Below are 12853 nucleotides of genomic sequence, written 5' to 3' on the forward strand. Positions count from 1 at the left end.
TGAAGAATCTGTCGGAAGTAACTGTAAATGTGACCATTGACTTAGAAGGAGCTAGCATGCCCACCTTTACCAATGACCCTACCATGCCGACACCCAGTTTTCCCGGCAGCCATATAGTTGTCGATGATCACTATGTGTTTATTTCTGGGCTGACTGTCGCCGATCTCTCTAACGGCCATGCCGCACGTGGAAACGTTAAAGAAGAGACCCGCCTTGTAATGCGCGCCCTGTCCCGCATGCTTGAGCTGGAAGGTGGTAGCGTCGCGGATATAGTGCGAGTGGATATCCATCTGACTGATTTGCACGCTATCCAAGACATGGATAGCGTTTATGCCGAATACTTTGAACCCGGCCGCTACCCCGCCCGTACCTGCACAGAATCCCCCAATCTCAGCGGCGGTAGCAGTATTGAAATTACCGTGATGGCAAAACGCCAACACCTATCAGAGCAATAACAGCCTCAATATCTACATGGGCTTCCAGCATATCCGCCAGGCGATCAAGTTCACGCTCTCGGTGAGCTTGGTAATCGCTTTGCTCGCCGTCAGCGAGGCCCAGTTGCTTTAACAGCGCATGGCAGGCATCGGGGTGATCAAATAAGCCATGGAGATAGGTACCAAAGATTTGTCCATCCTCACTGATCGCCCCCTCTGGTCGGCCTTCTATATTAAATAGCGGTGAACTAAGCGCTGCCCCGTCGCTGACACCGTTATGGATTTCATAGCCGGTAACGGCAGCGCCCTCCGCCACCGTTAAACCAATCACATTGCGCAGTTGCTTACCTGCCACCATCCGGGTGGTAAGGGGTAACAGCCCTAACCCCGCTATTTTTTCAGGTTTTCCCTCCAGGCCGTCAGGGTCATCTACCCATTCGCCCAGCATTTGAAAACCACCGCAAATACCCAGCACTTTGCCGCCATAGCGCAAGTGACGCTGGATTGCCTTATCCCAGCCCTGGCGTTTCAGCCATTCAAGATCGCTAGCGGTACTTTTACTGCCGGGCAGCATAATCACATCGGCGGCAGGAATTGGCTGGTCAGCCCGGATAAACGTCAACGAGACCTGGGGATGTAGCCGCAGGGGGTCAAAGTCAGTGTGATTACTGATGCGCGGTAGCGCGGGAACGATCACGTTAAGCGTCTGGCTGGCTTTTTCGCCTTGGGTTAAGCCAATGCTGTCTTCTGCATCGAGTACCAGCCCCTGCAGATAAGGCAGGGTCCCCAACACGGATTTTCCAGTGCGTTCCTCCAACCACTCGAGCCCAGGTTTTAGCAGTGCTATATCACCCCGAAAGCGATTGATAATAAAGCCCTTGGTGCGCGCCTGTTCGCTCTCGCTCAATAGCGCCAGCGTACCCACCAATTGGGCGAATACTCCGCCACGGTCAATATCACCCACCAGTAATACCGGGCAATCTACCGCTTCGGCAAAGCCCATATTGGCGATATCGCCTTTACGCAAATTGATTTCGGCCGGGCTGCCCGCCCCTTCGGCGATAACCACATCAAAGCGGCTTTCTAACGCTTGCCACGCGGCCATTACACTCTCTTTGGCGGTGCGTTTAAAAGCGTGGTAATCCAGGGCATCCATATGGCCATGCACCTTGCCGCGTAAAATCACCTGGGCGCCACGATCGGTTTCCGGCTTTAGCAATACCGGATTCATATCGCTGTGGGGTGCTAAATAGCAGGCTTGGGCCTGTAACGCAGTGGAACGGCCAATCTCGCCGCCGTCCTCAGTCACTGCGCTATTCAGCGCCATGTTCTGGGGTTTAAACGGCGCCACTGATATCCCACGCCTTGCCAACGCTCGGCAAAGGGCTGCCACCACGGTGCTTTTACCCGCATCCGAGGTGGTGCCTTGAATCATCAGTGTGGCCATAGAGAGGTCTCGCCCAGGTGAACAAGAGCAAGACTTTAGCGAGAGGTGTTAAGCGGTGCAATGTGTCTGTTCCTTCAAAGACATGTATATCACCAAGCGATACTCCTCGAGCACTGCTTAGGCCCTTTCCCCTTCTATGATTCTAACGGGTTAATTGACTGAAACACGTTTGATAAACCACCAAATCATCAGCGTAAAACAGCAGAAGGTTACGTTGTAAAGCAAACGGTCACGCTATAAAGAGAGCTCAGCCTCAGATGTTGTAGTATCCAATTGCGCCAACTCCCAAGCTTGCACCATTTGCTTTTTAGCTATCCCCCAACGGTAGCCGCCTAGCGCTCCACTTTGTTGAATCACCCGATGGCAGGGAATCCAAAGGGCAATCGGGTTGGCGCCGACGGCATTGCCTACCGCGCGGGAAGAGTTAGGCGCTCCCAGCGCCTGAGCAATGTGTGTATAGCTAACCCATTGGCCCTCGGGAATCGTCAATAATGCCCGCCAAACCGCCACTTGAAAGTTAGTGCCTGTCACGTGCAATGATAAAGACGCTGGCGACGCTTCTGACTTGGCAAAAATCGCCTCCACCGCGTAGCGCGTAGCAACGGGGTTATGGTGGAACGTGCTGCGCGGCCACTCCTTGGCAAGTCGTACCAGCAACTCGTCGGCACTGGTAGCATCGACAAAGCCCATGCGGCAGATCCCGCGAGGAGTTATGGCCACAAAAATATGACCAAGAGGCGTTTCATGCACGCCATAAGTAATCTCAACGCCCTCGCCCTGGCGCTTATATTCACCCGGAGTGACAGCCTCTAGCTGAACAAAGTGATCATAAAGCCGCGAGCCACCGCTAAGCCCCAGGGAATGAGCAATATCCAACAGCGAAGTGGAAGATTGCATCAGCTGCTTGCCCCGCTCTAACGTGAGCGCCTGCAAAAAGCGCTTGGGGCTAATCCCTACATAACGGCAAAACAGACGTTGGAAGTGAAAAGCGCTCAGATGAACGTGAGCAGACACCGTTTCCAAGTTAGGCTGCGTCGCTGCATGAGCTACCATATAGGCCATGGCTTTTTCGATACGCGCATAATCGTTCATTTTTGCCTCACTGAGCGCCCTGTTATAGGTTTTTCTATGTACTTATGCTGACAGCCTAAGGGATCGAGGCGCGCTTGCCGACCCGAATCTTGCTCAATAACTAGCGAATAATCGCTCACTGTTTTAGCGTTAGGATGACGGTGATGTACAAAAGACACATTGCCTATTTTCCGCTAGGGTGAAGTTCCACCTCAATAGAGGGTATCCGATAAGCCCATGCAAGATTTGATCAACGACATTGCGACAGCCATGGCAAAAGCAGAGGAGCGCGGCAAGGTCGCAGACTATATTCCCGAGCTTGGCCATATTGACCCACAGCAGTTTGCTATTTCGCTCGCCACCGTGGATGGCAACATTTACTCGGCTGGTTGTGCTACCACGCCCTTCTCGATTCAGAGCATCTCTAAAGTATTTACGCTGACCATTGCATTGGGGCAAGTGGGCGATTCGCTGTGGTCAAAAGTAGGCCGCGAGCCCTCAGGTGATCCCTTCAATTCCATCGTGCAACTAGAGCATGAAAGCGGTATACCGCGTAACCCGTTTATCAATGCCGGGGCCATTGCGGTGGTCGATGCGATCATGATGGGCCACGAGCCCAAAGAGACCCTGGGCGAGATTCTTAGCTTTGTACGCTATATCTCCGATGACGACAGCATTTACTTTGATCATTCGGTGGCCGCTTCCGAAATGGCCCACCGCGACCGCAATGCGTCACTCGCGCATTTCATGAAAGCGTTTGGTCATCTTCGCCACGATGTCGATAAGGTTCTGGGTACCTACTTCCATCAGTGCGCCATCGCCATGAGCTGCGAACAACTCGCCCATGCAGGTTTGTTCCTGGCCTCAGATGGCGTGAACGAACCCAGCGGCATTCGCGTAGTGGCTCCCCAGCGGGCACGGCGTATCAATTCACTAATGATGATGTGCGGACACTATGACGCCTCGGGGGAGTTCGCCTTTCGCGTTGGCTTACCCGGTAAAAGTGGCGTAGGCGGCGGCATACTCGCCATCGCGCCAGGCCATGGTTCCATTGCTGTTTGGTCCCCGGGCTTGGACGCCTACGGCAACAGCCTGCTAGGCACCCAGGCGCTCGAAATGTTTGTGCAACGTACGGGCTGGTCAGTGTTTGGGCATTAACTTTTTTAAGCAACTACCTCAATTTTGTTCAATACGGCAAGAATGTATTTCAACAAACTCCTCCTACTTTTTTGGAGGATAATCATGAGCACATCGTTACTTTTACCCATGTCTGCCTTTGCGCTTGCCGCGTCGATTTCACCAGGACCTGTCAACATTGTTTGCTTGAGCAGCGGCACCCACTACCCCATCACGAAAGGGCTAATCTTTGTGACCGGGGCCACGCTGGGTTTTATTGTGCTGTTTTTAGGTGTTGGCGCGGGGCTTTACTCACTGCTGAATGCGGTACCGGTGCTGGAGGAGATTTTACGTTGGGCGGGTATACTTTTCTTACTCTATCTCAGCTATCAACTTTTACAGCACAACGGCCGCTTGCAGGAACGAGGCACCGATAGTGCGCCGGGATTTTGGGCGGGTGCCTTGATGCAATGGCTTAATCCCAAAGCGTGGCTGGCATCTGCCGCCGGCATTAGCGCCTACACCAGTGCTAATGAGCCCTATCACCTATGGATGTTCGCCGCTCTCTATCTGCCTATTTGCTGGCTATCGCTAGCCAGTTGGGTATATGCAGGCGCTTTTCTGAAACGCTATGTTCATCGTCCTATTATCTTACTGACGGTTAACCGCGCACTCGCTATCTGCCTGGCGGCTAGCGCTATTGTCTTACTGTTTGAGTAGCGGATAGCGGTACTGGTTAGGTGTCGCTGCTACCAGCCGCTTAAACGTTCTTTGAAAGTGGGGCTGGTCATTAAAGCCAGCGTTCAAAGCTGCCTCAACGATAGGTCGCCCTTGCTTTAGCGCTTTCTGCCCCATCTGAATGCGCTGGTTAATTAGATAAGCATGAGGCGCTAGCCCAAAGTGCTGCTTAAACGCACGGATAAGGTGACCCGCGCTATATCCTGACAGCTCGCATAAACTTTCAAGCGAACTATCAACAGCGCAATGCTCACGTAGATAGGTAGCGACTCGTTCAAGCGGCTCGGGAATCCGAGACAGTGTCACAGGAGACTCCAGGGCGAGAATATGCATTATGCGCGACAAGCATCCGTTCAGCGCCGTTTGCTTATCCAAAATATCTCGGCGATCATCCAGCAGACACGAAGCCATATTGCAGAACTGGTTATAAAGGTCCGGCTGACTAATTACCGGCGTTGCAATATCCTGCCAGTGAGGTGCCTTCAATAACCCCAATCGATAGCGTAATGTGCTCACCCATTCGATATCCACATAGAGCATCAGGTAAGCCCAGGGCTGGTCCTCGATAGGGTTGCAGGCATGCACCCAGTGAGGGTTCATCATTACCAAGTCGCCTGCATTGATCCGGTATGAGGCCTCTCGATAGCAAAACATACTGCTGCCTGCAGTAACGGCTCCAAGTGACCATTGGGCATGACTGTGGGGTGCATAGCAAACTTGTCGCGCATCACCAACTGAACGTAGTTCTACATAAGGCATACCAGGATCGCGCCAAAAGATAGGGGAATGGGCACCAGCCATGTATAACTCCAATATTGACCATCAAGTGATTACCAAGAACCTACTCGAAGCAAACAATAACTATCTCCAAGCAAACAATAACTATGCGCTTCTGTCTACTTCTCCTACGCTGGACAATAGTAGTTTGGTCCCACAGTATAGCTGGCCGGATACGGACATTTTGCAATGCCATTATTAGTCAGGAGGACACCATGGCCAACGATATGAGTAACCCCGATCACCGTGATGCGATAAAACTCTTCGCACGCCTGGGGTACGCCTCTCGAGGCATCGTTTATCTCTTAGTTGGCGGTCTCGCCGCATTGGCGGCGTTTGGTCAAGGTGGCCAAACAGAAGGCAGTCGTGGTGCTTTAGAAAGGGTGCTCGCCGCCCCCTTTGGAAAAATATTATTAGGTCTCATTGCATTGGGCTTGGTTGGCTATGCCCTGTGGCGCTCGATACAAGCGATCAAAGACGCCGACCACCACGGCATTGACGCTAAGGGCATTGCTATTCGTACTGGCTTAATGGTGAGCGCTGTTACGCATATTCTGTTAGCTTTTTTTGCGGCAACCCTTATCTTCCAATTTGGCGGCTCTTCTGGGGGCTCGGGTGGGGGCTCACAGGGAATGGCTAGCTGGCTAATGCAACAGCCTTTCGGTCGTTGGCTGGTAGGTGCAGTCGGGGTAATCATGATTGGCGCTGGCATCGCCCATGCCTTCAAAGGCTACAAAGCCAAGTTTCATAAACACTTCGACATGCCAACGCAAACTCAACAATGGGCTTACCCCATTTGCCGTTTTGGTTTGGTGACCCGAGGGATTGTATTCGTAATCGTGGGTAGCTTCTTTATTATTGCCGCTTACCAATTCAACCCTAATGAGGCAGGTGGTACGGCTGAAGTATTTACCACGCTGCGTAGCCAAGTATACGGTCAATGGCTGCTAGCAATTGTCGCTATAGGTCTCTTTGCGTTTGGCCTTTACAGCCTATTAGCCGCTGTCTACCGCCGCATTAATGCCAGCATGTAGTCACTTGACATGGCTAATGCGACTAACCGCACAAAGCTTTGGTTTGAGCGCCTCAACCGCTCAAAAAATATGCTGTGGCTACTCGGTACCCTCTCTTTTCTTGAAACAATTATTCTGCCCATACCGCTTGAGCTAGTACTCATCCCGCTAATGGCCGCCAATAAACACCGTATCTGGCTTTTAGCGACGGTCACTACCGTAGGCTGTCTTATTGCATCGCTGGTCGGCTATGGCGTCGGCATGCTGCTTTTTCAGTCGATAGGCTCTTGGTTTATTGAATTAATGGGGATGCAGGACAGCTACCAAGCGTTTCAAGCTTTTTTTGATCAATACGGTTTTGTCGCCATTCTCACGATTGGTATTGTCCCTATTCCCTTTCAGATCGCGATGATTACCGCTGGGCTCTCTGGTTATCCGGTTTTGCTCTTTGCGCTTGCAGCGTTAATCGCCCGCGGCCTGCGCTACTTCGGCTTGGCCTGGTTGGTTCATCGCTTTGGTCACCGTGTATTATTGCTATGGAAAAGACACGCCTTAGTGACCAGTTTAATGGCAGGGGTAGTTGTACTGGTGGTAGCGTTGGGAATGCAGGCCTTGGCAGGGCTGGTTATGTAGCGAAAGCTAAACCAGCCCATTGGCAGCGAGCAAAACAACTGACTTATGCATCGTCTTGCTTCGTACCCGGCGCTGACGCCATATGTTTAGCCTTCATATCCTTGAATGCCTCCATGATGTCCATCGGTAGCGGGAAAACAATCGTGGAGGCGTTCTTATTGCTCATGTCACTCATGGTTTGCAGGTAACGCAGTTGCAATGCCGCCGAATTTTCCTGCATCACATTGGCCGCCTCAACCAGTTTTTTAGACGCCTGAAGCTCGCCTTCGGCATGAATGACCTTGGCGCGACGCTCACGCTCCGCTTCGGCTTGGCGCGCAATGGCGCGGATCATGCTTTCATCCAAATCCACATGCTTGATTTCAACATTGGCCACCTTGATACCCCATGCTTCGGTTTGGGTATCGATGATTTCCTGGATATCATCGTTGAGTTTATCGCGTTCCGATAGCATTTCATCGAGATCATGTTTCCCCAGCACGGAACGCAGCGTGGTCTGCGCTAATTGGCTAGTCGCCTGAGTGAAATTCTCGACTTGAATAATCGCCTTTTCAGGGTCGACAACGCGGAAGTAAAGCACCGCATTAACCTTAACGGTGACGTTATCCTGGGAGATGACATCCTGCTCAGGTACGTCCATTGTGATCACGCGCAGATCCACTACTTCCATCTTCTGAATAGCGGGGATCACGATGACCAACCCAGGCCCCTTTACCTTCTGATAGCGGCCCAGAAAGAACACCACGCCGCGCTTGTATTCCGGCAGGATACGAATAGAGGCAGCGATCAACATCACCACCAGCACGACAGGAACTAAATACGAAATAATCATAAGGCACCTCGTTTTGCAGATGGTTAGTTATGTAAAAAATTCATAACAGCATTAAGCGCTAACGGGGCGTCACGTAGATCGTCAGGCCTTCAAGACGCACCACCTCAAGCTCATCACCCCGTTTAACGGGCATATCGCTCACCGCGCTCCAGCGCTCACCGTGCAACCGCACATGGCCAGTCGTATCAAAATCTTCTAGCGCAATAGCGCTTGCGCCAATTAACTGCTCCACACCGGTGTGTGCAGGGCGACGGCGCAGAGTTGTAAAGCGCATTAATGTCCAAAGCATTAATCCGGCGGACACCAGCGCCACACCGCCAATGAGTGGTAACGAAATGGCCAGATGTTCGGCATCCATCAGCATCACCGACCCCAACACAAAGGCGATGATTCCTCCTGTCCCCAACACGCCAAAGCTGGGCATGAGCGCCTCTCCTACCATCAACGCCAACCCCACTACGATTAACGCTAGCCCAGCGTAGTTAATCGGCAATACCTGAAATGCAAATAGCGCCAGCAGCAGACAAATCACTCCGATAGTGCCAGGGAACAAGCTGCCGGGGCTGGCAAGTTCGAAAATCAGCCCGTAAAAGCCAATAATCATCAAGAAATAAGCGATGTTGGGATTCGTAATTAACGATAATAGCTGGGTACGCCAATCCGGGTCGTAGCGTTCAATGGCAAGATCAGCCGTTGCCAGCGTGTAATCACCTTGCTCCATGACCACCGTCATGCCGTCAATCTGGGCGAGCAAATCGTCAATATCTCGCGCCACCACATCAATGACGTTTCGTTCCAGCGCCTCGTTAGCCGTGAGGTTTACCGCATCACGAACGGCTTCTTCAGCCCAATCGGCGTTGCGGCCATGGCGTTCAGCTAAACTCCGAATAAAGCTCACTGCGTCTTCCAGCACCTTGCGCTCCATGGCGCTGCCGCCGTTTTCATCCGCGCCTTCAACGCCTTCCCTTTCGTCATCAGCGCCGCCAGTCAGCCCGCCACCGCCCATTTGCACCGGCGTAGCAGAGCCTAAATGAGTAGAGGGCGCCATGGCCGCTACATGGCTGCCATAAAGCAAGTAGGTGCCTGCGCTAGCTGCGCGCGCCCCGCTGGGGGAAACATACATCACCACCGGGAGATCTGAGTTAAGCATCTCTCGGATCATGTCGCGTGTGGTATCGAACAGCCCGCCAGGGGTATCGATTTCAACAATCACTACCTCGCTATCCTGCTCGCGTGCATTATTTAGCCCACGCTCAAAATAGTCCTTGGTGGCGGGACCAATGGCACCTTCAATGCTGAGCACCAAAGCATTAGGCGAGGAGGTTTGCGCCATGGCCTGCCACGTAAGCGACACTATCGCCATTAGCAAGCCGACAAGTAAAAGCCACAGCCAGTGTGATTTATGAGAAAGGCGCAGCATAGTCACATCTCCCGATTAGCGCCTTGAAACGATTACATAGCGCTTGGTAGAGTGTCGCCTTGCTTTGGTTACTCGTGCTGCTTCAGAGTTTAAGCAGGCAATGTTCGCATGAGGTATCTATTCAACGTAGCACCCACAGTGAGCTTCGTCATGAATGAGTTGGTGAGAGGATTTTGAGTGAAAAAGAGCCTAATTCAATGAGGCTACTTTAAAGGATAGAGGAACGTGCGATGACATTGGTGGGTTGCTTAGTTCACATAATAGCCACTTACCTTCCAAATACCCTCTTCCAAGTGAGGCGTAATGGTTTCAGTGATCTGCGGCTTATTTTCAAAACGCGTCTGGAACGTAAACACCGCATAATCGCCGGCAGGCGCACCCGGCATGGAGGTTTGACGGATCGCGCGCACTCGCCGCCTGGACTCAACAGCCCCGAAATCACGGCGAGCAGCGCTGATGGTGCGGGCCAACATATGTGACGACAGCGGCACCTGTAGCAGTGTAGAAGAGTTTTCCCACGCCTGATCGAACTCACCACTATCGATGGCTTTTAGCCACTCCAACGCCGCCGCCTCTGCCGCATCAGTATGCGGATAAGCATGGGTCGACATAAAGAGGAGCAAGGTAGCAGTGATAAACGTCAGTGTTTTGGGCATAGCGAGCTCTTTGGCAACCAGGATTATTCGTGCGTCTTAAGTAATTATCGGAAGTCCGCGTAATTTCTTTAACAATAATCCTACTCGAATGGCGATAAACGGTAGAAAGGCCGCCCAGTGGCGGCCTTCGCTTCTCAAACCACACCCACTCGTTTACCATGCGCCACCCAACCGATTCAGCTTTCACCATTAGGCGATTATGTCCGTCAACGCCCTCTATACCGACCTTTCTGGCTACTACGATTTGATGTGCGTCGATATCGACTATCAAGCGCAAAGTAACGCTATTCGTCGGCTGCATCAGATTTTTGGTAACGGCGGCACCGCTCACCTGGATCTCGCCTGTGGCACTGGCCCCCACGTGCGTCATTTTATTGATGTTGGCTATGCCAGCAGCGGGCTGGACATTAACCAGCCGATGCTGGATATCGCCGCCAAGCGCTGCCCAGAAGCCCTGTTCACCTTACAAGATATGAGTACGTTCGACGCTAGTGAACCGCTGGATTTAATCACCTGCTTTTTATACTCAATCCACTACAACGAAGGCATCGAAAAGCTAACAACATGCATTGCCAGTGCCCATCGCGCACTAGCAACCGATGGTGTTTTCTGTTTTAACGCGGTCGATAAAGATAAAATCGATAATGGCTTATCTGTTAAACACACCGCCCGACAAGAAAGCGATTTATTCACGTTCCACTCGGGATGGCACTACAGTGGTCAGGGTGAAAAGCAGTCGCTTAGACTCAGCATTAAAAAAGCCAACGCTGAAGGAACACAGCTATGGAACGACGAACACCCCATGGTAGCGGTGAGCTTTGCAAAACTAAACACCCTACTGACGCCTTACTTCGAGGTTCATGTGTTTGAACATAACTACGAGACAATCATTCCATGGGATAACACCTCAGGAAACGCTATTTTTGTCTGTGTGAAGAAATAACCCCTACTTGCCCCTGAAAATCACCACCTCCCCTCCCGCGCTGTCCGTTAGAATACATTGGCCACACATGGCCGAAATTGTCCCCTTTATGACCGGTCAACACGTCGTTGGCAGAATGCGTAACAGCTAATCTGTAACCTCACTTCAACACAATGAGATTAGCCATGAACCAGCCTAAAACCGCATTGTTATTAATTGATGTTCAAGCCTCCTTTCCAGCCCGTGATTACTGGGTAGAGTCACTGGCTCAGGCGTGGCGCCCCAAGCAGCGTGCGGTGCTAAACGCAGCCCAGGCCAACGAGATACCGGTTGTGCGAATTCTGCATGAAGCACCTGGCAGCCAAGGGGCTTTCGACCCTGATGGTGGCCTCATTCGTCCGCTTGATGACTTTAACGATAAAGTGGCGGTGACCTTCCATAAACGTGCGCATAACGCGTTCAGCGATACCTCACTAGAAAGCTGGTTACAGGAACGAGGCATTGAACGGCTGGCGATTAGCGGTATTCGTACCGAGCAATGCTGCGAAACCACCGCACGCGTGGCGTCGGATTTAGGGTTTAGCGTCGACTTTATCAGCGATGCTACCCTAACGTTTCCCATGACACGCCACGGCATCACCTGGTCAGCAGATGATATTAAGACGCGCACCGAACTGGTACTTGAAGACCGCTTTGCGCGTATTATCAGCACACAAGACATGATCAACGAATGGCAAAACCCACGTGAGTGAAGAGCAACACAATAGCCAACCGCCATCCACAAGAGCCACCACCTTGTGGGTGGCGGTATTGATGATGCCCGGCCAGGTGCCACTTGATTTGATTGGCCCGCTACAGGTCTTGCAGTGTGCAGATAGGCTTTCAATAGACGTTCAGGTGCGCTATATCGGCCCCAAAGTGGCCATGCAGTGGCTAGGGCCGCTAACCCTTAGCGGCATTGATCCCTTACCTGAACAGCTTCCTACTCAAGATTTACTGCTGATCCCTGGCCAATACCGCAATAGCCTTGAGCCATTAGCGCAGCAAGAGTGTGTTGCTTGGCTCAAGGCGAATGCCCACTGTGCGGATACGCTAATGACTGTTTGCTCGGGCACGTTATTACTGGCGGACGCTGGCCTGTTAGAGGGGCGGCGCTGTACCACCCACCACGCGCTAATCGAGCAGTTACAAGCCAAAGCCCCACAAGCAAAAGTACAAAGTGATTGTATCTTTACCGAGGACGGGCGCTATTTAACCAGCGCGGGGATTTCAACCGGCATTGATACCATGCTGTACTGGCTTACCCGTGCTTGTGGTCATTCACTGGCCTTGGCGGTAGCGCGCGAGATGGTGCTGTATCTTCGTCGCAGTGGTCAGGAGCCTCAACTGGGAGCCTGGCTTGAGGGCCGCAATCATGTGGATGAACGGCTGCATCGCGTTCAAGATGCAATATGTGCCGCCCCTTCGCAAACCTGGCGTGTCGAAACATTGGCGACTCAGGCAGCCATGAGCGAGCGTCATTTTCGGCGCCAATTCAAAAATCTCACCGGCATGCTGGTGGGCGACTACATTATGGGGTTACGCCTGCAGCGAGCCAAAGCGTTAATGACCGAAACGACATGGACGCTAGCACGCATCGCCGAAGCGTCCGGATTCGGCGATGAGCGGCAGCTAAGGCGCAACTGGGCTCGCCAGGAAAAAGCGCCGCCTAGTGCATGGCGGCGGTCCAGCTCCCAGACGCTGCGAAATTGAGTTAATGTGAGCCATCATTAAAAAAACATACCATTGGTTGAC

14 protein-coding genes are annotated in these 12853 nt (G+C 52.3%); 8 read left to right on the plus strand and 6 right to left on the minus strand.

The genetic code is table 11. From position 1 onward, the window contains the following. Positions 1-56: 56 nt before the first annotated feature. Entirely contained in the window at positions 57-455 is a 399-nt protein-coding gene (locus tag ACUVOF_RS17650) for a RidA family protein (RefSeq protein WP_447045570.1), read from the plus strand. Here ACUVOF_RS17650 and ACUVOF_RS17655 read toward each other — a convergent pair. Next, the gene (locus ACUVOF_RS17655; protein WP_447045571.1) at positions 415-1881 is read right to left on the minus strand and encodes a cobyric acid synthase; all 1467 of its coding nucleotides are present in this window, start codon (positions 1879-1881) and stop codon (positions 415-417) included. The genes ACUVOF_RS17650 and ACUVOF_RS17655 overlap by 41 nt on opposite strands. A 234-nt stretch (positions 1882-2115) precedes the next feature. Then, positions 2116-2973 (minus strand): bifunctional transcriptional activator/DNA repair enzyme AdaA, encoded by an 858-nt coding sequence (locus ACUVOF_RS17660; protein WP_447045572.1) that lies wholly within the window; start codon positions 2971-2973, stop codon positions 2116-2118. A gap of 216 nt (positions 2974-3189) precedes the next feature. On the opposite strand from ACUVOF_RS17660, the gene ACUVOF_RS17665 reads away from it, so the two are divergent. Together ACUVOF_RS17665 and ACUVOF_RS17670 are read left to right on the plus strand one after the other, a co-directional pair. Then, entirely contained in the window at positions 3190-4110 is a 921-nt protein-coding gene (locus ACUVOF_RS17665; protein WP_447045573.1) for a glutaminase, read from the plus strand. An 84-nt stretch (positions 4111-4194) separates the two neighbouring features. Further along, positions 4195-4788 (plus strand): LysE family translocator, encoded by a 594-nt coding sequence (locus ACUVOF_RS17670; RefSeq protein WP_447045574.1) that lies wholly within the window; start codon positions 4195-4197, stop codon positions 4786-4788. On the opposite strand, the gene ACUVOF_RS17675 is transcribed toward ACUVOF_RS17670, so the two are convergent. Beyond that, a complete protein-coding gene (locus ACUVOF_RS17675) occupies positions 4774-5607 on the minus strand; it encodes a helix-turn-helix domain-containing protein (protein WP_447045575.1) in 834 nt (277 codons plus the stop codon). The genes ACUVOF_RS17670 and ACUVOF_RS17675 overlap by 15 nt on opposite strands. Before the next feature lie 191 nt (positions 5608-5798). On the opposite strand from ACUVOF_RS17675, the gene ACUVOF_RS17680 reads away from it, so the two are divergent. Further along, on the plus strand, positions 5799-6617 hold the full coding sequence (locus ACUVOF_RS17680) for a DUF1206 domain-containing protein (protein ID WP_447045576.1): 819 nt from the start codon (positions 5799-5801) through the stop codon (positions 6615-6617). Between the two features lie 9 nt (positions 6618-6626). Beyond that, on the plus strand, positions 6627-7229 hold the full coding sequence (locus tag ACUVOF_RS17685; protein ID WP_447045577.1) for a YqaA family protein: 603 nt from the start codon (positions 6627-6629) through the stop codon (positions 7227-7229). Between the two features lie 43 nt (positions 7230-7272). Here ACUVOF_RS17685 and ACUVOF_RS17690 read toward each other — a convergent pair whose 3' ends face one another. The 3 genes from ACUVOF_RS17690 to ACUVOF_RS17700 form a co-directional block, all read right to left on the minus strand. Then, on the minus strand, positions 7273-8061 hold the full coding sequence (locus tag ACUVOF_RS17690; protein ID WP_447045578.1) for a slipin family protein: 789 nt from the start codon (positions 8059-8061) through the stop codon (positions 7273-7275). Between the two features lie 58 nt (positions 8062-8119). After that, positions 8120-9481 (minus strand): NfeD family protein, encoded by a 1362-nt coding sequence (locus ACUVOF_RS17695; protein WP_447045579.1) that lies wholly within the window; start codon positions 9479-9481, stop codon positions 8120-8122. A gap of 248 nt (positions 9482-9729) precedes the next feature. Beyond that, positions 9730-10137, minus strand: coding sequence for a DUF4019 domain-containing protein (locus tag ACUVOF_RS17700; protein WP_447045580.1), 408 nt, complete (start codon positions 10135-10137; stop codon positions 9730-9732). A 199-nt stretch (positions 10138-10336) separates the two neighbouring features. Here ACUVOF_RS17700 and ACUVOF_RS17705 point away from each other — a divergent pair, with 199 nt between their 5' ends. The 3 genes from ACUVOF_RS17705 (at position 10337) to ACUVOF_RS17715 (ending at position 12811) form a co-directional block, all read left to right on the plus strand. Next, complete coding sequence (locus ACUVOF_RS17705) at positions 10337-11080, plus strand: class I SAM-dependent DNA methyltransferase (RefSeq protein WP_447045581.1); 744 nt, start codon at positions 10337-10339, stop codon at positions 11078-11080. A 164-nt stretch (positions 11081-11244) separates the two neighbouring features. Further along, a complete protein-coding gene (locus tag ACUVOF_RS17710; protein ID WP_447045582.1) occupies positions 11245-11811 on the plus strand; it encodes an isochorismatase family protein in 567 nt (188 codons plus the stop codon). Next, on the plus strand, positions 11804-12811 hold the full coding sequence (locus tag ACUVOF_RS17715; protein ID WP_447045583.1) for a GlxA family transcriptional regulator: 1008 nt from the start codon (positions 11804-11806) through the stop codon (positions 12809-12811). Before ACUVOF_RS17710 ends, ACUVOF_RS17715 begins: the two co-directional genes overlap by 8 nt. The last annotated feature ends 42 nt before the right edge of the window (positions 12812-12853 follow it).

This window comes from Vreelandella sp. H-I2, assembly GCF_052959335.1.

Bases quoted from the DNA above. Each gene is read 5' to 3' on its own strand.
- ACUVOF_RS17705 (WP_447045581.1), top strand. From the start codon at position 10,337: ATGTCCGTCAACGCCCTCTATACCGACCTTTCTGGCTACTACGATTTG.
- ACUVOF_RS17660 (WP_447045572.1), bottom strand. From the start codon at position 2,973: ATGAACGATTATGCGCGTATCGAAAAAGCCATGGCCTATATGGTAGCT.
- ACUVOF_RS17690 (WP_447045578.1), bottom strand. From the start codon at position 8,061: ATGATTATTTCGTATTTAGTTCCTGTCGTGCTGGTGGTGATGTTGATC.
- ACUVOF_RS17670 (WP_447045574.1), top strand. From the start codon at position 4,195: ATGAGCACATCGTTACTTTTACCCATGTCTGCCTTTGCGCTTGCCGCG.
- ACUVOF_RS17700 (WP_447045580.1), bottom strand. From the start codon at position 10,137: ATGCCCAAAACACTGACGTTTATCACTGCTACCTTGCTCCTCTTTATG.
- ACUVOF_RS17685 (WP_447045577.1), top strand. From the start codon at position 6,627: ATGGCTAATGCGACTAACCGCACAAAGCTTTGGTTTGAGCGCCTCAAC.
- ACUVOF_RS17710 (WP_447045582.1), top strand. From the start codon at position 11,245: ATGAACCAGCCTAAAACCGCATTGTTATTAATTGATGTTCAAGCCTCC.
- ACUVOF_RS17650 (WP_447045570.1), top strand. From the start codon at position 57: ATGCCCACCTTTACCAATGACCCTACCATGCCGACACCCAGTTTTCCC.
- ACUVOF_RS17675 (WP_447045575.1), bottom strand. From the start codon at position 5,607: ATGGCTGGTGCCCATTCCCCTATCTTTTGGCGCGATCCTGGTATGCCT.
- ACUVOF_RS17655 (WP_447045571.1), bottom strand. From the start codon at position 1,881: ATGGCCACACTGATGATTCAAGGCACCACCTCGGATGCGGGTAAAAGC.
- ACUVOF_RS17680 (WP_447045576.1), top strand. From the start codon at position 5,799: ATGGCCAACGATATGAGTAACCCCGATCACCGTGATGCGATAAAACTC.
- ACUVOF_RS17695 (WP_447045579.1), bottom strand. From the start codon at position 9,481: ATGCTGCGCCTTTCTCATAAATCACACTGGCTGTGGCTTTTACTTGTC.
- ACUVOF_RS17665 (WP_447045573.1), top strand. From the start codon at position 3,190: ATGCAAGATTTGATCAACGACATTGCGACAGCCATGGCAAAAGCAGAG.